Source organism: Flavobacterium anhuiense (assembly GCF_900101855.1).
GTDB classification, from domain to species: Bacteria; Bacteroidota; Bacteroidia; order Flavobacteriales; family Flavobacteriaceae; genus Flavobacterium; species Flavobacterium anhuiense.
In genome coordinates this window covers 321204-340017 of the sequence record NZ_FMVC01000001.1, presented here as the reverse complement: position 1 = coordinate 340017, position 18814 = coordinate 321204, and the positions used below count along the sequence as shown (strand labels likewise).

Sequence of the window (18814 nt, the reverse complement as noted above, 5' to 3'; positions counted from 1 at the left end):
GCCTTTGTGCCTTCGTGGCTAATTTTTATTCATCCAAATTTAAATAAAACAGATCACTTGCAATTCCATCCGTTAAAAATTTTCCTTTAAGTGTTGGTTTTAGGATATTGTTATCAATCGAAAGCAAATCATCATGTAAGAATTTTTGAGATTGTTCTAATAAATAATTCAAATATTCTGAACCATATTCCTTTTCAATTCGATCTAAAGAAACGCCCCAAATCGTTCGCAATCCTGTCATAATATATTCATTATAACGATCTGAAATAGTTAAGACTTCTGTTTCAATAGGAAGTTCATCGTTTTGAATTGCTTTTAAATACAAAGAATTATTAGCAATATTCCAGCCTCTTTTTTCGCCGTCATAACTATGCGCCGAAGGTCCTATTCCGATGTATTTTTTACCTAGCCAGTAAGCCGAATTGTTTTTAGAGAAATAGTTTTCTTTTCCGAAATTCGATAATTCGTAATGAATAAAACCATTTTTTTGAAGCATTTCAACCAAAATCATAAAATGATTTGAAGCCACTTCATCTTGAGGTTCAGCAATTTTTCCAGTCTGAATTAATTTGCTTAAAGCTGTTTTCGGTTCAACCGTCAAAGCGTAACTCGAAATATGCGGGATACCAAAATCTAAAGCGGTTTGGATATTCTGTCTCCACATTTCGTCACTCATTCCTGGAATTCCATAAATCAAATCGAGCGAAATATTATCAAAATATTTTGTCGCTTCTTCCAAACATTTTTTGGCTTCTTCCGAATTATGAGCGCGGTTCATCATTTTCAAATCGTCTTCATAAAAAGACTGAATTCCGATGCTTAGTCGGTTTATCGGACTTTTGGATAACTCTAAAATACGTTCCGCCGACAAATCATCTGGGTTAGCTTCAAGTGTAATTTCTGGATTTTCGACAACTTTATAATTTTTGTAAACTTCAGAAATTAAAAAGTTTATTTCGTCATTATTTAAAACAGAAGGCGTTCCTCCGCCAAAGTATATCGTTTCAATGATATTGTCATTCTGAGCGGAGTCGAAGGGTTTTCGCATACCAATTTCTTTAGCCAAAGCCAAAACCATCTCGTCTTTCTTTTTCATCGAAGTCGAAAAATGAAAGTCGCAGTAATGGCAAGCTTGTTTGCAAAAAGGAATATGGATGTAGATACCGCTCATTTTTTTAGTTTTCAGTCTCAGTTTTCGGTCTCAGTCTCAGCTGTAAACTGTGACTGTGACTGAAAACTACTTTTTAATTCGATCTTCGTTTTGTTTCACAAAAGCATCCCAACCCGAATAACTTTTCCCAGCAACGACTTTTCCAGAATTGAAGTGATGGCAAACTGCAGCTGCCAAACCGTCTGTTGAATCGAGGTTTTTTGGTAATTCTTTTAAGCCTAAAAGCTGTTGGAGCATTTTGGCAACTTGTTCTTTACTTGCATTTCCGTTTCCGGTAATCGCCATTTTTATCTTTTTAGGCTCATATTCAGTAATCGGAATTCCTCTTGAAAGTCCCGCAGCCATGGCAACGCCTTGCGCGCGACCTAATTTCAGCATAGATTGCACATTTTTGCCAAAGAATGGCGCTTCGATCGCAATTTCGTCTGGGCAATGCGTCTCGATTAATTCGATAGTTCGCTCAAAAATGATTCTTAGTTTTTGGTAATGATTATCGTATTTGGAAAGTTGCAATTCGTTTAACTGCAGAAATTCCATTTTTTTATTGATTACTTTAATCAATCCGAAACCCATAATTGTGGTTCCAGGGTCAATACCTAATATGATGCGTTCTTGTGTCAATTTTTTTTGTTTCAGGTTTGAAGTTTCAAGTTTTTTGAAAATCAAACAATTCATTTTCTCATTTTCAAATTGCCACATTTTCAAATTGATTACTTTTGCGGCATGATTTCAATTCCTCACAAAGCTAAGCAATTCCTAGTTCTTCTGGCCAAACTTTTGATTGTTGGCGGCGCATTTTATTTTATTTACAATCAGCTGGCTAACAACGACAAATTAGATTGGCAGAAGTTTATTGTCTTGTTCAAGAAAAACCAGTCGGTTTTAGGGATTTCGTTTATTCTACTTTTGAGCGTTTTGAATCGTTATTTCGAAATTTTAAAGTGGCAGAATCTTGTACAAGTTATTCATAAAATATCAGTTTACGAAGCCACAAAACAGGTTTTAGCGGCATTGACAGCTGGAATTTTTACGCCAAATGGAGTAGGAGAGTATGCTGGAAAAGCGTTGTATTATCCAAAATCTGAAGCCAAAAGAGTGGTTTTCTTAAACTTAATCTGCAACGGAATCCAGATGATTCTAACCATTATTTTTGGGATTTTCGGATTGTTGTATTTTAACGCTGAATTCAATGTAATTACAACCAGAACAGTCCTGATTCTCTTTGGCGGATTTATGTTGATTTTGATTCTATTATTCTCCATTAAAAAGATAAAAGTAAAAGGCTATTCGATTGAAAAACTGATTCATAAAATCAACGAAATTCCGAAATCGGTTCATCAGAAAAATATCTTTTTGGGAATCTGCCGCTATTTGGTTTTTTCGCATCAATATTACTTTTTGTTTTTAGGTTTTGATGTCGATTTGCCTTACTTGACTTTAATGGCTGCGATAACTTCGGTTTACTTTTTGGCTTCGTCATTGCCAACTTTTCAGTTTTTAGATTTTGCGGTGAAAGGAAGTGTTGCGATTTATTTCTTTGGAATTTTGGGTGTAAACGAATGGATTGTAATTTTCATCAGCACTTTAATGTGGTTTTTAAATGTCGTGTTGCCAGTAGTTTTAGGAAGTTATTTTGTACTGAATTTTAAAACCAAAACAGCAGAATGATTTTTGGATTGTTCGCAATATTAACCATTTATATTAGTAGCATTTCTTTGCTGATTTATGGTTTTTTTAAAGTGAAGAAATATCAAATAACGGATTTAAAACCGCAAACTAGTTTTACGATTATAGTTCCGTTTCGAAATGAAAAAGAAAATCTACCTATACTTTTAGAGAGTTTTTCAAACTTAAATTATCCGAGAGATTTATTTGAAGTGATTTTGGTTGATGATTCTTCAAATGAAAAGTTTCAGGTTTCAAGTTTCAGGTTTCAAGTTTCGATAATCGATAATATTCGGATTTCAAATTCTCCAAAAAAGGACGCGATTACAACTGCAATGCAACATGTAAAAACCGATTGGGTTATTACCACAGATGCTGATTGCATTGTTCTAAAAAATTGGCTTTTGGCCTTTGATAATTACATTCAGGAGAACAAAGTTTCGATGTTAGCTGGTGCTGTAAGGTATCAATGTAAAAATTCTTTTTTAGATCATTTTCAGCAATTAGACTTGACAAGTTTGCAAGGTGCAACCATTGGAAGTTTTGGATTGAATAAAGGATTTATGTGCAATGGAGCCAATTTTGCCTACACGAAATCATTGTTTGAAAAACTGAATGGCTTTGGAGGAAACGAAAAAATCGCCAGCGGAGATGATGTTTTTTTACTGCAGAAAGCAATTGAAAAATTTCCAAAAGAAGTTCAGTATCTAAAAGCTGACGAAGCAATTGTCGTTACAAAACCAACCGAAAACTGGAAATCATTATTTTATCAAAGAGTGCGCTGGGCGGCCAAAACAACTTCATATAAAAGCACTTTTGGTAAATTTCTCGGGTTGATTGTTTTTTTCGGAAATTTGAGTTTTGTTTTTGGATTTTTCTTTCTTCTTTTCGGAATTTGGTCTTATCCGATTTTTGTGCTTTTTGCTTTTTTTAAGTTTGCAATCGATTATGTTTTACTTTCAATAACCAATCAATTTTTGACTAAAAACAGAATAAAAAGTCTTTTGTTGAGTAGTTTGTTGTATCCGTTTTTTAGCTCAACAGTAGCCCTATATAGTTTGTTTGGCTCTTATGAATGGAAAGATCGTCAGTTTAAAAAATAATTTCTTTTGAAATAGGGTTCCTTAGCCCTGATGGGAGCGGCATCTTTTTGCTTTTTTCTTTAAAAAGCAAAAAATATAGCGGACAGCAGGAATCAGCTCCTTATAAAACTTATTTATCGTCTTTTGCTTTTAGAATAACAGGCAGAATAAATTGTGTTTTTACTGGAATACCACGTTTTATAGCCGGATTTACTTTTGGGAAATCGACTAAGCGAGCATGCAGAATGCTGTCGATTTTTATGGTGTCATACGCTACTGAATCTTTAGGAAACTGAGGTTCAAACTTCATGGTTGAATTTGGAAAGACAGTAACTTTCACTTCGATAGTATCCAATTCTGGATATAATATCGATAAAGTATCTACGTTTAGTTTTTCTTGGATAAGGTTTGACATGACTTCAAAAAAACATTGCTGACGAAGTTTTTTATCTGCAATTTTATCACAGTTAGGAACAGAAGGATATTCGTCAACTTCTTTCCAATTGATTGACTTTAGCTCTTTTTGAAGTAATTCTTTTTCAGACGGAACCTGCTTCTCAAAATATTGACAAGAATTGAAAAGAATACAAATAAAAAAAGGGAAAAACTGCCTCAAAGTTTTAAAATTGAATGAATGAACAAAAATACAATTTTTTTTGTGAAGCTTGCCTAGGTTCATGGCATCTTCATACTTTAAAGATACATATTTTAAGGTTTGTACGAAAAAAAATAAAGTAGTAATTTGTAAAAATAAATTGATAAAAATAATATGGATTTACTTTTAGTGCTGTTGGGGTTTATATGCGTAATAGTAGGTGTTTTCGGAAGTTTTCTCCCTGTGTTGCCTAGATTATCAAGCTGTTGGGTTGGGCTGTTGCTCCTGTATCTAACCAAGGCAGTAGAAAACAATTATTGGGTTCTTGGAATCACTTTTGTTTTGATGGTAACGATTACCATTTTAGATTATGTGATTCCATCTAAGGGAACCAAAAAGTTTGGAGGAAGTTCTTATGGAATCTGGGGAACCAATATTGGTTTGATTGTCGGGATTATAGCGCCAATTCCGTTTGGAGTCATCATTGGTCCGTTTGTAGGTGCGCTTATTGGCGAATTATTATTCGACTCTCAAAATCATAAACGTGCGCTAAAAGCGGCTACAGGTTCTGTTCTCGGATTCTTGGCTTCGAGTTTTGTGAACTTCTTTTTTTCAGTAATTTATCTCGGGATTTTTCTGACTATCCTTTGGCAAAATAGAGCGCTTATTTTCTAAATGGTAATTTTGACTTTAAGCTTTTTCTTATATTTTTGATTTTTTGAAAAAAACTCTTAAAATTTTAAAAATAATTTTTGTATCTTATAGGTTACGTCAAGCTTTATATTTGCTCATTTCCTCATTTTTTAGGGCTAAATGCTTGAAAATCGACCACCTAAATTTTTAACTTAATTTTTGGAAATGTTAAAATATTTTATATTTTTATCACGATAATCGATGAAAAGCCTCATTTTATCGGTTATTTTAAATAAGTATAAATAATCATTTTTTAAGTTATGAGTATGACCCCAAACCTACAAATTGAACTTAGACGCTTTATTTCTTCTAATGTTGTCTCCAAGTTAAACAAGTTTTATTTTGAAAATGATGCGCTTTTAATCAAAGGAATAGATGTCTCGATCGGCACAATTCTGATGGGACTCTACAACAAAGCAGAAGAATCTGATTTTTACTCCGAAATTGTCTCGCTAATCCAAGAAGATTCCACTTTTTACCAAGAAGTAGATTTTAATGCAGGCAGAATTTTATCAGTCGACGACTGCTACCGTTTAGAAGGAAATGTATTGCTGAAAGAATTGTTTTCAAATAAAAAAGGCAGAATTTCAGAAATGGTTTCTAACGAAGTTGGCATAAAAAGCGAAACAGCCAGAGAAATACTAAACTTTTCAGCATTACTTGTAATGTCTTACTTAAGATATAATCTTCAATTAATAGAAAGTTTAAAACTCCTTTTAGAAGATCAAAAAAGAGATATTTTAAACAGCATTCCTCCCGGAATCAAAATCATCCTAGGTTTTTCAAATTACGAAACAGTAGAAGACAAAAACCAATCTATCGGAAGATCTATTTTTACCCTTTTCGGACATAATTTTTTTAGTTTTTAAAAATAAAAAATCCCATTTTCAAGAAGAAAACAGGATTCATTTATGATTTAATTTGAAAAACAATTACATGTTTTTCAAATTGATAATTTCTTGATCGGTCAAAAAGCGCCAATTTCCACGAGGAAGATTCTTTTTGGTCAGTCCGGCAAATGAAACACGGTCAATTCGTAATACATTATAATCAAACGATTCAAAAATAGCACGCACCACCTTTACGTTAGCAGTACGCAATTTAAGGCCAACTTCGCTTTTTGGCTCATTATCGATATAGCTTACTTCTTCAACAAAAACGCGGTGTCCGTCAAGAACAAGACCTTTGCTGATTTTTTCTAAGTCTTCAAATTTTAAGTTTTTGTCTAAAGAAACTTGGTAAATCTTAGACGATTTTTGATTTGGCAACGTAAATTTACGAATCATATCGGTGTCGTTAGTAAACAATAACAAACCAGTTGTATTCTTGTCCATTCTTCCGACAGGAGCAATTTTTGCATTTGTAGAACCACGAACTAACTCTAGAACGTTACGATATTCCTGGCCTTCGTCAAGCGCAGTCGTAAAGTTTTTAGGCTTATTCAATAAGATATATTCTTTCTTTTCTGGAGTTAGAGTAACGCCGTCAAAATTTACAACATCATTTAATTTTACCAAATACCCCATTTCAGTAACCACCGTTCCGTTAACTTTTACATTTCCAGACTGAATGTAAATATCGGCATCACGACGAGAGCAAATACCAGAATTGGAAATGTACTTGTTCAAGCGAATTTCATCTGAAGCTTTTTGTCTCTTAGCTGGCTGATTTTGTTTTCTAAATTTTTCAGCTGCTGCTTCTTGAGCTGCTTTTACTTCAGGTTTTACTTTTTTCGGTCCCTGCGCGCGTTTTGGTAAAGCAGGTTTTGGCTTGTTAGAGTTTGATCGTGAGCTGTTTGGTCTCGATCCGCCTCTTTTATTGTTGCCTTCCTTATTGTTCATAGAATCATTAATTTGTGCAAAGATAGTTTTTTCCTGCTAATAAATTCTAAGTTCAATGTTCTTAGATTAATAGCGCTGATTTTTTAATAAATTAGAAGCGTGATAATTGGCTTCGTTTAAACATTTTGGATATTTTGCAAAGATTCATAAAGTTGGACACAAAGTCTCGCAGAAAAATCTTTGTGTATCTCCGTGGAATATAGCTTAATAATTAGAAATCAATTCCTTTCCATGCCATAAAACACTAGGATTAATCAGTATAATGCAGAAAACGCCAGAAACAATCAGGAATTTTAAAACATTATGGAGCCTTAGAAATTGTTCTTTAGAATTGGATTGCCATAAATAAATCAGGAAGAAAAGCAGGACACCAAAACATATATAAAAATAGATATCCATATAACCCACATCATGTATGTTGACCAAAACATAAACTGGCACAATGGTTAAAAAAGTCAAAGCCGTAATGATTTGTTTTGAAATTTTTTCGCCATACAAAACAGGAATGGTTCTATAATCGGTTACTAAATCGCCTTTCAGATTTTCAAGATCTTTTATCATTTCGCGAATCAATAAAAGTAAAAACAAGAAAACTGCATGAGCAGAGATCACGACAAAATGACTCATATGATTTTCGATTTCTTCAAAAGAAATTTTATTGTAAAAATACAGCAAAATGGCAAAAAATGGAGTGACAGCCAGTAATGCCGACATTAGATTTCCGATAATTGGGTACTTTTTAATTTTATGCGAATAAAACCAAATCATGAAAATATACGCAGAAAAGAATAAAAAAGCGCGCCACGAAACAATAGAAGCCATTAAAACTGCTAAGAAATTCAAGCTGAAATAAACATTCAGTTTTGTTTTCTGGCTTACCAAACGATCCAGCATAGACTTGTTGGGTCTATTAATTAAATCTTTCTGACTATCGTAAAAATTATTGATAATATAGCCCGAAGCAATTGTAATAGCAGAAGCAAAAACAATTAGAAACAAATAAAAATCCAGCAGAATATCCAGTGCTCGAATTTCTGGTGCCAATATAAAAATCGCCGATAAATATTGTGCTAAAACTATTATTGGAATGTTATAACCTCTAACTACAGAGAACAAACTAACAATTTTCATTATTAAAAGTTTATTTTGTCTGCTCAGCATTTCTTATAGGTTATAGTTTTTAGAGTGGTAATTTAAGGTTATTATTTTTTTTAGAAGAATTAAAGCTTGTTTTTTAATAAAACTTTAGAACCGAATCCTAATTTTCTAATGCAGGCCAAAGCTTGTTTTTGAGAAATATCAATATCTGTAATGTCTTTCTTTTCAACGAAAACTACAGATCCACTCCACGGATTTGGCGCATCTGGAATAAAAACGGCAAATTTGTTTTCGTTTATCTCTTCAATTAAAAAAGCAAATTGCAATCCAGCGTCTGTTGGAACCAAAATGACTTTTAAATCATCCTTAGATTCAAGTCCCATAATGTTTTCATTCATGTTTTTCATAAATGAATATCCAGGAACAAAGCTCAGAATGCCATCTTCTAATTTCTGAATCAAATTTTTTGCTTTGGCAGTTTTCGCCAATAAACCCGCAACAAAACAAATAAGGATTATCATTATTATTCCAGCAAGTTCTTGAAGAGCAATTCCTAAAACATGTATTCTAGGAAGGTGTTCTGCCAGCGGAAGCGTAATTTTTTGAATAATGCCATAACCTTTTTCCAGAATAACGAGCAGTACAATCAATGGTGCCAAAAAGAGAATTCCTCCTAAAAAAGTTGCTTTAATTATTTTAAAAATACTTTTCATAATAAATAACTTTTTAGGATGAAAACTTATGGGAATCTACTCAAATAATTTCTGGGTTTAAAGCATTAAAATTGGTAAACAACTTCTAATTTATAGTCTTTTAAAGCTGCTTTTGCACGTTCTAAATCTTCAGTAAATCCAAGGATATAACCGCCGCCTCCAGAACCGCAAAGTTTTAGATAATAATCGTTAGAGTCAATTCCGTGTTGCCAGATTCCGTGAAACTGTTCCGGAATCATTGGTTTAAAGTGATTCAGAACCACTTTAGAAAGCTTTTTGGTATTGGTAAACAAAGACTTCATATCGCCATGCAAGAAGTTTTCTACGCAGGCATCTGTATATTTCACAAACTGATTTTTAAGCATCGCACGGAAACCTTTATCTTTTAAATTTTCCATAAAAATGCTAACCATTGGAGCTGTTTCTCCAACAATTCCTGAATCTAACAAAAATACAGCACCTTTTCCGTCAAAACTTTGGGTCGGAATTCCAGTTGCTTCAATATTGTCTTTTGAATTAATCAGGATTGGAATGCTCAAATAGCTGTTTAGAGGATCTAAACCAGAACTTTTTCCATGAAAAAAGCTTTCCATTTGAGAGAATATATTTTTTAAGTGCAATAATTTTTCGCGAGTCAGATTCTCTAGAACAGTGATTTTGTTTGTAGCGTATTTGTCATAAATAGCCGCAACAAGCGCGCCGCTGCTTCCAACGCCATATCCTTGCGGAATGCTAGAATCGAAATACATTCCAGTTTCAACATCATTTTTTAAAGTTTCTAAATCAAATGTAACCAATTCTGGCTGTTGTGTATGCAGCACTTCAAGATAAGCCGCAAAACTTCTTAAGCTTCTATTAGAAGCAATAGCTTCTTCTGTAGGTTCTTCGCTTTTTTTCAAAGCGCCATTATAAAAATTATAAGGAATAGAAAGTCCTTTAGAGTCGCGGATAATTCCGTATTCTCCAAAGAGTAATATTTTTGAGTAAAATAAAGGTCCTTTCATAATTGAAAATGGATAATTAACAATTGATAATTATATACTTTTTGAAGTTTTTACAATGCTTGTTAACAATCGTAATAACTCTGTTATTTTAGGTTTAATATTTTGAAAATCCATCTCAGACAGAAATTTCGTTTCATGTAGCAAATCTAGCCAATATTCCGTTTCGTTTGCTTCTTTTAATGAAATTGATAATTTATGAATGAAATCAGCTCTGCTTTGAGCATGTTCAGCTTCCCTAATATTTGCTCCAATTGATGTTCCTGATCGCAACATTTGTTTAGATAAAACAAACTCTTTATTTTCAGCCAAAACTTTATAAAGATTAACCACTTCAATTGCAAAAGCAAAAGATTTTTCTTTAATAACGTTTTTTTTCTCCATAAATTTAATCAATTATTAATTAACAACTATCAGTTGTTAATTAATAATGCACCGTTTCCAATTTTGTCGCAAATGTATTGACTATTCTGACAAAATACAACTAATTCGTCCTGAATAAATTGAAGTACTTTTTCGCTAACGTTTTCAGGATATAATACATGCACATTTGCACCAGCATCAAGCGTAAAACATACTGGAATTTGGGTTTCATTTCTAAATTTCCAAATCGCATTTATGATGTGAAGCGTGTTTGGTTTCATCAAAATAAAATAAGGCATTGAAGTCATCATCATAGCATGTAAAGTCAGTGCTTCACTTTCTACAACTTTAATGAATTCGTCTAAATTTCCGCTTTCAAAAATGGCGATTAATTTATCCAGGTTTTCATGTGCTTGAGCAAAACGTCTTTCTGCATACGGATGATTGTGCATTAAATCGTGTCCCACCGTACTCGAAACTTGTTTTTCGCCTTTGTCAACCAATAAAATAGTATCTTGATAATTCTTGAAATTTTCATGAATTGTGTATGGAAATTCTACTCCAAACAAGTCTGTGCTGCCTTCAATATTAGCCTGATTTCCCCAAACGACCACATTCCCTTTTACGCTTCGGCAGGCACTTCCAGAACCTAAACGAGCCAAAAATGAAGCTTTTTGATAGAAGTAATCATCAGTCATTTCTGGATTCAGTAATTTTTCCAGATTCATAAAATTCATTGCTAGTGCAGCCATTCCAGAAGCTGAAGAAGCAATTCCTGAACTGTGCGGAAATGTATTCTGAGTATCAATCGTAAAATGATAATCCTTTAAAAATGGCAGATAAACCTCAACTCTTTCCAAAAACTTCTGAATCTTAGGTTTGAAATCTTCTTTTGGTTTTCCCTCAAAAAGCAAATCAAAAGAAAAACCATTTGCTCTGCTGAGCGGAGTCGAAGCGTCTTTTTTAGAAAAAGCCAATTTCGTAATTGTTTTACAGTTGTTAAGCGTAAAACTTACCGAAGGATTTGCAGGAATCTGGTTCTCTTTTTTTCCCCAGTATTTTACTAAGGCAATGTTGCTTGGAGCGCTCCATTCAAAGTTCCCGTTTTCGATTGTTGAAGTATATTTATTTGGAATAAAATCGGCTGCTGTTAACATGAATTATAAAATTTTGGCAAAGATAACTTTTTCATTTTTCAACATGTAAGTTATTTAAGAAATTATAAGCATGGTTTACTAAAAATGAACTTTGACATGATTGTCATCCCGAGCGGAGTCTAAGGCTTATGAATTGGAAAGGGCTTCGACTCCGCTCAGCCTAACACAGAATTAAATCCTTCAAATGAACTTATTATAACTTATATGGTTTAAATTTTCTTTTGCCTATTTTTGAATTCAAAATTTGATGTCATGAATAAGTTTGTAAAAATCGCTATAGCTTTAGTAATTTGTTTAGCAGTAGGATATTCTGCCAGTTTAGTAACAAGACCTAGTATTGAAACTTGGTATGTCATGCTAGAAAAACCAGTTTTTAATCCGCCGAATTGGATTTTTATGCCGGTTTGGACAATACTTTATATTTTAATGGCTGTTGGAGCAGCGTTGGTTTGGGATAGAATAAAAGAAAATACCGAGGAAGTTAAAAAAGCTCTGCTTTTCTTCATTATTCAATTGATTTTAAACTCAATTTGGTCCTATTTATTCTTCGGATTAAAGAACCCTATGTTAGCTTTAATCGAAATTGTGCTTTTATGGCTGATGATTTACGAAACGTATTTGAAATTCATCAAAATCAATAAAATTGCTGGTTATTTATTGATTCCATATTTAGCTTGGGTTGGGTTTGCAACAGTTTTAAATGCCAGTATTTGGTGGTTGAATAAATAAGTTTTGTTTCAAGTTTCAGGTTTTCTTTGTTTCAAGTTAGGCTACTTCAGTTTCTTAAATTCTTCATTTTTGGCAAACAAAAAATCCATCGTATACAGTAAATTTTTCTTTTTTAGAATAATTTCCGATTGCGGATCGGCTGTGCAGAATTCTAGAAAAAGAGCTTTTTGATCGGAATTTAATTTTAAGTCTTTTGTAAAGAAATCTAAAGGGCAAGTTGATTCTACGAATGTTTTGAAATCCAATTCAGGAGTTTTCTTTTTAGGTTTTTCTTTTTCCTTTTTGAATAATCTAATAAGTCCTTCTCCCATTGCGATAAAATTCATTCCGTTTGTAATGGTGCCATCGTAAACGCCAGTATATTTACTTAAATTACTGGAAGCTTTTATTGATGCAATCGAATCTGAAACTTGCGGAGTTGAACTTACATGAGGGAATTTAATATTTGTAATAAGAACTTCATCCAATTCTTCAGGTTTCAGAATCATATTCACAACAATATCGTTTTGATCTATATTTTCCTGAGAAATTTTAAGTCTTTTAAAAAAGTAATCTTTAGAGAAAAACAACAAACTGTCTTTTGGACGAACCAAAATCGAAAATTCACCAAGTTCATTTGTTCTTGTACTGGTTTGAGCTGTTTTATTAATTACTTCTACTTTATTAAGCGGAATGTTTTGTGAAAGAACTTTCCCAGTTAATAGTTTTTCGGATTGAGAAAAAGTGAGTTGATAGGTGAAAAAAGAAATTGTGGTAAGTAATTTTACTCTCATATAGGATTAATTAGTTGAGAGTAAAATTATTAGAATAGTCTTAATGAAAACTTACAGAATCTGTAAATTCTTGTTAATAAGCAATGTTGCTTTTTTGGATGAATTTTTCAAGTTCACCGTTATTAAACAAAATAGGACCATGGCCAAAACACAATATTTTGGGTTTTAAAGATGCAAGTTTTAATATTGATTTTCTATTGGTTTCCTTATCAGCGGTAAATAGATGTGGAGGTTCGTGCAATCCAACTTTTGTAGTGAGCAGATTCATATTGGTCATGGCATCGCCAACAATCAAAACGCTGTCTTTCTCCCTAAAAAATGAGATATGACCGCTGGAATGTCCAGGAGTTTCAATAACTGTAAATCCGCCAATTTGATCACCTTCTTTTAAAGTTTCAGAAACAGGAGTTCCTTTACCTGCCCAGAAGTTTTTCTGAAATTTTGAAAAAATATGATTCGGATTTGGGTATTCTGTAAATACATTACCGCTTTCAGCAAACTCTTTTTCAGATTCACTGCATAAAAGAGGAATATTCAAAGTTTCGCAGATTGTTTTACTGCTTCCCTGATGGTCGGCGTGGGCATGAGTTAGTGCATGTTTTGTTATTGATTTGTCTTTTAAGGCTTTTAAAATGGTATATGCAGAACTGCGAATTCCAGCATCAATTAAAACATCTTCGATTACATAACAATTAATGGCATTTCTTGGAAATAAGGGAATTTGGTAAACGTCTTTGGCAATATTCTTCATCTTTATCAATTTTTATTTTGACAAAGATTTGAATTCCGTTTTTCAACTCACTTGATAAATGTTAAGAAATATCCTGACGGATTCTGCTCAGCGATTCGGGAGTTATTCCCAGAAAAGAGGCGATATAAATTAAAGGTGTTCGCTGGATTATTTTGGCTGGAGCCGAAGCTAAAAAAGTCTGGTATTTTTCTTTGGCAGGAATCATTTGAAGTTTTAAAACTCTGTCTGCCATACAAAGGTAATTTTGTTCAGCAAGAATTCTTCCGACACGTTCCCAATTTGGAATTTCGTTATACAAAAACTGCATTTTTTCAAAAGTGATCGAAAGCACTTTGCAGTCTTCAATGCATTGAATATTCTCAAAAGAAACAGATTGATTTATAAAACTGGAATACGAAGCAATAAAGCCGTCGTCACAGCTTAAATATGTAGTGATTTCTTTTCCATCCTTAAGATAATAAACTCGCGCCAATCCTTCAATAATAAAGAAAATCTTGTTGCTGATTTTTCCCATTAACGAAAGGTATTCTTTAGCATTGAATTTTTCATACTCAAAACACGAATCTATCGTTTCGATTTCTTTTTCAGAAAACGAAGCAATTGATAGTATTTGTTTTTTTAAAGAAGGATTCATGATTTTATAAAATAGCAATCAGTTCCGAAGCAGTATTAATAACCGTTTTTGCACCGCTGGCTTTCAATTCTTCTTCGGTTCTGTAACCCCAGGTAACACCAACAGGAAACATATTAGCGTTTACTGCGGTTTTCATATCAATATCAGAATCGCCAACAAAAAGTATTTCTTCTGGTTTTAAATTCCATTTTTTGCTGATCTCAATCGCTTCAAACGGATTTGGTTTTTTAAGTTCTTCTGTGCTTAAACCAACAGCTGTGTCAAATTGTTCAGGAAATAATTCATGAGCAATTTTTTTAGTTAACTCATCGGCTTTATTAGAGAAAACAGCCATTTTAATGTTCTGTGAAGTCAGTTTTTCAAGCAGTTCTACAATTCCATCATACGGTTTTGTTTTGAGTGTACAGATTTTAGTATATTCATCAATCATACATTCAAAACAACTTTCAATTTCATCATCAGAGCTGTTTGCAGTGGGCAGAGCTTTGCTTACCAGATTTCGTAAACCGCTTCCGATAAAATATTGATAAGTGTCGTAACTATGTGTAGGATAATTTAGAGCGGTAAGCACTTTATTCATAGCATCTGAAATGTCATGTAATGAATTGACTAAAGTTCCGTCTAAATCAAAAATAATTCCTTTAAATTTCATTCTATTAAATATTTTGAGCCAAAATAAACCCGCTCGTCCAGGCATTTTGAAAATTAAATCCGCCGGTAATAGCATCGATATTGACAATTTCCCCAGCAAAATAAAGGTTTTCATGAATTTTGCTTTCCATGGTTTTGAAATTGATTTCTTTTAAATCGATTCCACCTGCGGTTACAAATTCTTCCTTGAAAGTGCTTTTTCCGTTGACTTTAAATTCGGCTTTTGTGAGTTGTGAAGCCAAATTCTGCAATTGATTTTTAGATAAATCTGCCCATTTCGTTTGCTTCGCCTGTTCGCTATCGCTCGAGTCAGAATCAATTCCCGAAGCCAAAACCAAACTTTCCCATAAACGATTCGGAAAGTCAAAAGGTGATTTTTTAGAAACAGCTTTTTTGGCATGTTCCTGTTTTAAATCTTTTAGGATTTTTTCAGCATCTTCAAAATCGACATCATTTAGCCAATTCACAAAAATCGTAAACTGATAATTTTTGTCATGCAGAATACGTGCGCCCCAAGCTGAGAGTTTCAGGATTGCTGGACCGCTCATTCCCCAATGCGTAATTAATAAAGGTCCTGTCGATTCTAATTTGGTATCTTTTACTTTTACCGAAACTTGTGCTGCAACTCCCGGTAATTCTTTAATTCGTGAATCTTTGATATTAAAAGTAAATAGGGAAGGAACAGGACTTACAATGGCATGACCATGTTCCTGAAGCATTTCCCAGATTTTAGGATTGCTTCCTGTTGCCATTACTAATTTTTCAGCAGCATAATTGTCAGTTTGTGTATCAATTTTCCAATGATTTTCTTTTTTGAAAATCGATTGAACGCTTTGACCTGTCAAAACTTTTATACCTAGTTTTTCGGTTGCTTTTAAGAAACAATCTATAATAGTCTGAGAAGAATTGGAAACAGGAAACATTCTGCCGTCTTCTTCGATTTTCAATTCTACGCCATGTTTTTCAAACCATTCGATTGTATCGCCGGAACAAAATTGATGAAAAGGCCCGCGAAGTTCTTTTTCTCCGCGAGGATAAAATTTTACTAATTCGTTTGGTTCAAAACAAGCGTGCGTAACGTTGCATCGTCCGCCCCCAGAAACACGAACTTTAGAAAGAACTTCTTTTCCTCTTTCTAAAATAGCAATTTTAAGTTTCGGATTTTTCTCTGCAATATTAATTGCGGTAAAAAAACCGGCAGCGCCCCCGCCAACGATGATTATGTCGAAATTTTTGATCATATTATTTTTTGGTTGCCTCGAATTACACGAATTGGCACTAATTTTTTTAGCTAGATTTTTTCTTTAACCACAAATTGCACAAATTTTCACAAATTTAAATGCAATAATTAATTTGTGAAAATTTGTGCAATTTGTGGCAAAAAAAAATTTTAATTTGTGCTATTTTAAACTTATATTTTGTCTGGATTATCAGAGATAATTCCGTTTACTTGATAAGTTTTTACTTTTTGAATGTCTTCTTCTGAGTTTACTGTCCAAGGTAAAACTAAAAAACCTTTTTCCTGCATTTGTTGAACATTTTCAGCATTCAATAACTGGAAATCTGGATGTATTGCTTTTGCTTTTATTTTTTCGGCGAAAGCCAAAGCAGTATCTATGTTTTCTTCTGTTAAAACACCAATTGAGATATTCGGATTTAGTTTTGATGTTTCTTCTAGCATGTTCCAATCAAAACTTGAAATAATAAAATGCTCGTATTTCCAGTCCTTTTCTGAAATATATTCCTCTATTAAGCTGACAACTTTAGGAGCAGTTTCTAAACCTTTTAATTCGATATTGATGAAACATTTTTTATTTACTAAGTCGAAAACCTCGTTTAAAGTTGGAATCTGATATTTTCCATCAATCAAAAATGATTTTAATTCTGCTAAAGTAAAATCATTGACTAAACCTTTTCCGTTAGTGGTTCTATCAATGGTTTCGTCGTGAATTACAATTAAATATCCATCTGAACTCAAATGAACATCGAGTTCAATTCCGTCTGAATTTAGGTCTAATGCTTTTTGAAAAGCTTGTAAAGTATTCTCAGGTTCGTAGGCTTTGGCGCCTCTGTGAGCTATTTTTAGCATTCTACAGTTTTTTTCTTAACCGCAAAGGTCGCAAAGTTTTACGCAAGGTTCGCAAAGTTTTTTATAATCTTTGCGAACCTTGCGATTTTCCCTTGCGACCTTTGCGGTTAAACCTTTAGATCAGTTCGAGTAAAACAATATCAAAATCATTATCTATAAGCACTTTTCCATCAATTACTTCAACTTCTTGATTCGAGTAAGTGTCTTTTAGTTTTGTTCCGTTTGGGAAAATATCACCAACAGGAAGTTCTTTTCTGCCTTTTGGTAAATCTACTCCCATAACTACTTTATCTGTAAAAGAACCTTTTGTAAACGTTCTCGAAAAAGTATAAGGATATGGATTAATTAGTTTATGAACGCCCGCACCAACAGCAGGATGATTTCGTCTAAACTGCCCTAATTTTTGCCAGTGTAAAAGTGTTTTCTGAATTTCAGGATTGTTCTGAATATCATCCCAATTCATATTTGAACGTAAGGTTGCATCGCCCTGAGTGCCTTCAATAACTAAAGATCTAGCCGATTCATCTCCGTAATAAACCTGAGACATTCCTGGAGAAAGCAGTAATTTATTGGCAGTTTCAATGCTTTTTGTTCGATTCCCATCAAAAGGCTGTCCGTCGTCGTGTGAAGACATATAATTTAGGACAGAATATCCTTTTAGATCATTATTCAAAGCATTGGAATATTTCGAAAATAAACCTTCATAATCGTTCTGGGCAGCATTCCATTTAAATTCAAAATTGATTAGACTATTGAAACCATTCTGAAAATAATTGACTTTTCGATCTCCAAAATCATAATCCTGTCCGCCACTAATTCCGTAACCGTAAACTTCGGCAATCGTATAAAATGGGTTTTGATCTAGAACTTGTAAAGGATGGTGTTTTTTCCAAGTTTCAAAAGCGTAATCGCATTCCTTTTTGAAATCGGCCCAAACGCCTTCTTCTGTATGTTTTACAGTGTCGGCGCGGTAACCGTCAATTCCGAATTCCAGAATATAATCGGTAAGCCATTTAATGATGTAATATTTTGGACTTCTTGGATAGCCTGTTCTTTTAAAAAATGCATCTAATGAAGCAATTTCTTTTTCATAACGCCCTTCTTTTTTCCATTTTTCGATTAAGAAAGGAGGAAGTTCTACGTTTTGAGTGCTTTCGGTTTTCACATCCGGAAGATTTTCAACTAAAGTACACATCGTAGTATTTTCGAAAGATTTGTAATCGCATACCACACCAGTTCTAACCCAATCAGAAGGCCAAACGGGATCTTCTGGAGTTACAGGTCCTGTATGATTGATCACGCCATCCAAAATTATTCTGATTCCTTTTTCGTGTGCTTTTTTTACCAGTTTTGCCAAATCTTCTTTTGTTCCAAAGTTTGGATCTAGAGCTGTCCAGTCTTTTGCCCAATAACCGTGAAAGCCATAACTCAATCCAGTTCCTTCATCAACGCCATCATGGATTTGCTCAACAATCGGCGTAAGCCAAATGGCATTGATTCCTAGTTTTTCAAAATAACCTGATTCGATTTTTTTAGTGATTCCGATGATGTCACCGCCTTCAAATCCGCGTAGTTTTCCAGGAGTTTTGGTTCGGTTAAAATTTACGTCGTTTGAAGTGTCTCCGTTGTAAAAACGATCTGTAAGTAAAAAATAAACATTTGCTCCTTCCCAAACGAAAGGTGTTTTCGAAGTAGTATTCATTGTAACTGATTTTGAGCCAGAACAACCCGTAATTATGAATACTAAAGATAAAAAAAGGAAAGTGTATTTTTTCATTATTTTAGAATATTTTAGGATGGATTGCGTT

The 18814-nt window shown here is 33.5% G+C and carries 21 protein-coding genes; 5 read left to right on the top strand and 16 right to left on the bottom strand.

The window, feature by feature from the left end; translation table 11 throughout:
* Positions 1-25: 25 nt before the first annotated feature.
* Both hemW and ruvC read right to left on the bottom strand, forming a co-directional pair.
* Complete coding sequence (hemW, locus tag BLP44_RS01375) at positions 26-1171, bottom strand: radical SAM family heme chaperone HemW (protein ID WP_091128488.1); 1146 nt, start codon at positions 1169-1171, stop codon at positions 26-28.
* A 66-nt stretch (positions 1172-1237) separates the two neighbouring features.
* Positions 1238-1792 carry a crossover junction endodeoxyribonuclease RuvC gene (gene ruvC, locus BLP44_RS01370; RefSeq protein ID WP_008466394.1) on the bottom strand — a complete coding sequence of 185 codons (555 nt, stop codon included), beginning with the start codon at positions 1790-1792 and terminating at the stop codon, positions 1238-1240.
* Positions 1793-1894: 102 nt separating this feature from the next.
* Between ruvC and BLP44_RS01365 the strand changes: the two genes are divergently transcribed.
* Together BLP44_RS01365 and BLP44_RS01360 are read left to right on the top strand one after the other, a co-directional pair.
* Positions 1895-2839, top strand: a complete 945-nt coding sequence (locus BLP44_RS01365) for a lysylphosphatidylglycerol synthase transmembrane domain-containing protein (RefSeq protein WP_091128484.1) — start codon at positions 1895-1897, stop codon at positions 2837-2839.
* Entirely contained in the window at positions 2836-3939 is a 1104-nt protein-coding gene (locus tag BLP44_RS01360) for a glycosyltransferase family 2 protein (RefSeq protein WP_091128480.1), read from the top strand. Before BLP44_RS01365 ends, BLP44_RS01360 begins: the two co-directional genes overlap by 4 nt.
* A gap of 109 nt (positions 3940-4048) precedes the next feature.
* Here BLP44_RS01360 and BLP44_RS01355 read toward each other — a convergent pair whose 3' ends face one another.
* A complete protein-coding gene (locus BLP44_RS01355) occupies positions 4049-4534 on the bottom strand; it encodes a hypothetical protein (protein WP_066035107.1) in 486 nt (161 codons plus the stop codon).
* A 153-nt stretch (positions 4535-4687) separates the two neighbouring features.
* On the opposite strand from BLP44_RS01355, the gene BLP44_RS01350 reads away from it, so the two are divergent.
* Positions 4688-5188 (top strand): DUF456 domain-containing protein, encoded by a 501-nt coding sequence (locus tag BLP44_RS01350; RefSeq protein WP_091128477.1) that lies wholly within the window; start codon positions 4688-4690, stop codon positions 5186-5188.
* 284 nt (positions 5189-5472) lie between these two features.
* On the top strand, positions 5473-6075 hold the full coding sequence (locus BLP44_RS01345; protein WP_008466405.1) for a DUF937 domain-containing protein: 603 nt from the start codon (positions 5473-5475) through the stop codon (positions 6073-6075).
* Positions 6076-6138: 63 nt separating this feature from the next.
* Here BLP44_RS01345 and BLP44_RS01340 read toward each other — a convergent pair whose 3' ends face one another.
* From BLP44_RS01340 to BLP44_RS01315, 6 genes are all read right to left on the bottom strand, one after another.
* Positions 6139-7047 (bottom strand): pseudouridine synthase, encoded by a 909-nt coding sequence (locus BLP44_RS01340; RefSeq protein ID WP_008466407.1) that lies wholly within the window; start codon positions 7045-7047, stop codon positions 6139-6141.
* Between the two features lie 204 nt (positions 7048-7251).
* Positions 7252-8208, bottom strand: a complete 957-nt coding sequence (locus BLP44_RS01335) for a geranylgeranylglycerol-phosphate geranylgeranyltransferase (RefSeq protein ID WP_008466409.1) — start codon at positions 8206-8208, stop codon at positions 7252-7254.
* A 59-nt stretch (positions 8209-8267) separates the two neighbouring features.
* Positions 8268-8858 (bottom strand): DUF502 domain-containing protein, encoded by a 591-nt coding sequence (locus tag BLP44_RS01330; RefSeq protein WP_091128474.1) that lies wholly within the window; start codon positions 8856-8858, stop codon positions 8268-8270.
* Between the two features lie 65 nt (positions 8859-8923).
* Positions 8924-9862 carry a mevalonate kinase family protein gene (locus tag BLP44_RS01325; RefSeq protein WP_008466414.1) on the bottom strand — a complete coding sequence of 313 codons (939 nt, stop codon included), beginning with the start codon at positions 9860-9862 and terminating at the stop codon, positions 8924-8926.
* Positions 9863-9892: 30 nt separating this feature from the next.
* Positions 9893-10243, bottom strand: coding sequence for a four helix bundle protein (locus tag BLP44_RS01320; protein WP_091128471.1), 351 nt, complete (start codon positions 10241-10243; stop codon positions 9893-9895).
* Positions 10244-10272: 29 nt separating this feature from the next.
* The gene (locus tag BLP44_RS01315) at positions 10273-11379 is read right to left on the bottom strand and encodes a diphosphomevalonate decarboxylase (RefSeq protein ID WP_091128465.1); all 1107 of its coding nucleotides are present in this window, start codon (positions 11377-11379) and stop codon (positions 10273-10275) included.
* 252 nt (positions 11380-11631) lie between these two features.
* On the opposite strand from BLP44_RS01315, the gene BLP44_RS01310 reads away from it, so the two are divergent.
* Positions 11632-12108 (top strand): TspO/MBR family protein, encoded by a 477-nt coding sequence (locus BLP44_RS01310; RefSeq protein ID WP_091128461.1) that lies wholly within the window; start codon positions 11632-11634, stop codon positions 12106-12108.
* Positions 12109-12149: 41 nt separating this feature from the next.
* On the opposite strand, the gene BLP44_RS01305 is transcribed toward BLP44_RS01310, so the two are convergent.
* From BLP44_RS01305 to BLP44_RS01275, 7 genes are all read right to left on the bottom strand, one after another.
* Complete coding sequence (locus BLP44_RS01305; protein ID WP_091128457.1) at positions 12150-12881, bottom strand: hypothetical protein; 732 nt, start codon at positions 12879-12881, stop codon at positions 12150-12152.
* A 73-nt stretch (positions 12882-12954) separates the two neighbouring features.
* Positions 12955-13632 carry an MBL fold metallo-hydrolase gene (locus tag BLP44_RS01300; RefSeq protein WP_091128454.1) on the bottom strand — a complete coding sequence of 226 codons (678 nt, stop codon included), beginning with the start codon at positions 13630-13632 and terminating at the stop codon, positions 12955-12957.
* 61 nt (positions 13633-13693) lie between these two features.
* Positions 13694-14266, bottom strand: a complete 573-nt coding sequence (locus tag BLP44_RS01295; RefSeq protein WP_066032956.1) for a Crp/Fnr family transcriptional regulator — start codon at positions 14264-14266, stop codon at positions 13694-13696.
* A 4-nt stretch (positions 14267-14270) separates the two neighbouring features.
* Positions 14271-14918, bottom strand: coding sequence for an HAD family hydrolase (locus tag BLP44_RS01290; RefSeq protein ID WP_091128447.1), 648 nt, complete (start codon positions 14916-14918; stop codon positions 14271-14273).
* Between the two features lie 4 nt (positions 14919-14922).
* Positions 14923-16158, bottom strand: coding sequence for a BaiN/RdsA family NAD(P)/FAD-dependent oxidoreductase (locus tag BLP44_RS01285; RefSeq protein ID WP_091128443.1), 1236 nt, complete (start codon positions 16156-16158; stop codon positions 14923-14925).
* 170 nt (positions 16159-16328) lie between these two features.
* The gene (locus BLP44_RS01280) at positions 16329-17006 is read right to left on the bottom strand and encodes a glycerophosphodiester phosphodiesterase (RefSeq protein WP_091128439.1); all 678 of its coding nucleotides are present in this window, start codon (positions 17004-17006) and stop codon (positions 16329-16331) included.
* 115 nt (positions 17007-17121) lie between these two features.
* Positions 17122-18783 (bottom strand): alpha-amylase family glycosyl hydrolase, encoded by a 1662-nt coding sequence (locus tag BLP44_RS01275; RefSeq protein WP_091128435.1) that lies wholly within the window; start codon positions 18781-18783, stop codon positions 17122-17124.
* Positions 18784-18814: the final 31 nt, after the last annotated feature.

Bases quoted from the DNA above. Each gene is read 5' to 3' on its own strand.
- hemW (WP_091128488.1), bottom strand. From the start codon at position 1,171: ATGAGCGGTATCTACATCCATATTCCTTTTTGCAAACAAGCTTGCCAT.
- BLP44_RS01365 (WP_091128484.1), top strand. From the start codon at position 1,895: ATGATTTCAATTCCTCACAAAGCTAAGCAATTCCTAGTTCTTCTGGCC.
- BLP44_RS01360 (WP_091128480.1), top strand. From the start codon at position 2,836: ATGATTTTTGGATTGTTCGCAATATTAACCATTTATATTAGTAGCATT.
- BLP44_RS01350 (WP_091128477.1), top strand. From the start codon at position 4,688: ATGGATTTACTTTTAGTGCTGTTGGGGTTTATATGCGTAATAGTAGGT.
- BLP44_RS01345 (WP_008466405.1), top strand. From the start codon at position 5,473: ATGACCCCAAACCTACAAATTGAACTTAGACGCTTTATTTCTTCTAAT.
- BLP44_RS01340 (WP_008466407.1), bottom strand. From the start codon at position 7,047: ATGAACAATAAGGAAGGCAACAATAAAAGAGGCGGATCGAGACCAAAC.
- BLP44_RS01335 (WP_008466409.1), bottom strand. From the start codon at position 8,208: ATGCTGAGCAGACAAAATAAACTTTTAATAATGAAAATTGTTAGTTTG.
- BLP44_RS01330 (WP_091128474.1), bottom strand. From the start codon at position 8,858: ATGAAAAGTATTTTTAAAATAATTAAAGCAACTTTTTTAGGAGGAATT.
- BLP44_RS01325 (WP_008466414.1), bottom strand. From the start codon at position 9,862: ATGAAAGGACCTTTATTTTACTCAAAAATATTACTCTTTGGAGAATAC.
- BLP44_RS01320 (WP_091128471.1), bottom strand. From the start codon at position 10,243: ATGGAGAAAAAAAACGTTATTAAAGAAAAATCTTTTGCTTTTGCAATT.
- BLP44_RS01315 (WP_091128465.1), bottom strand. From the start codon at position 11,379: ATGTTAACAGCAGCCGATTTTATTCCAAATAAATATACTTCAACAATC.
- BLP44_RS01310 (WP_091128461.1), top strand. From the start codon at position 11,632: ATGAATAAGTTTGTAAAAATCGCTATAGCTTTAGTAATTTGTTTAGCA.
- BLP44_RS01305 (WP_091128457.1), bottom strand. From the start codon at position 12,881: ATGAGAGTAAAATTACTTACCACAATTTCTTTTTTCACCTATCAACTC.
- BLP44_RS01300 (WP_091128454.1), bottom strand. From the start codon at position 13,632: ATGAAGAATATTGCCAAAGACGTTTACCAAATTCCCTTATTTCCAAGA.
- BLP44_RS01295 (WP_066032956.1), bottom strand. From the start codon at position 14,266: ATGAATCCTTCTTTAAAAAAACAAATACTATCAATTGCTTCGTTTTCT.
- BLP44_RS01290 (WP_091128447.1), bottom strand. From the start codon at position 14,918: ATGAAATTTAAAGGAATTATTTTTGATTTAGACGGAACTTTAGTCAAT.
- BLP44_RS01285 (WP_091128443.1), bottom strand. From the start codon at position 16,158: ATGATCAAAAATTTCGACATAATCATCGTTGGCGGGGGCGCTGCCGGT.
- BLP44_RS01280 (WP_091128439.1), bottom strand. From the start codon at position 17,006: ATGCTAAAAATAGCTCACAGAGGCGCCAAAGCCTACGAACCTGAGAAT.
- BLP44_RS01275 (WP_091128435.1), bottom strand. From the start codon at position 18,783: ATGAAAAAATACACTTTCCTTTTTTTATCTTTAGTATTCATAATTACG.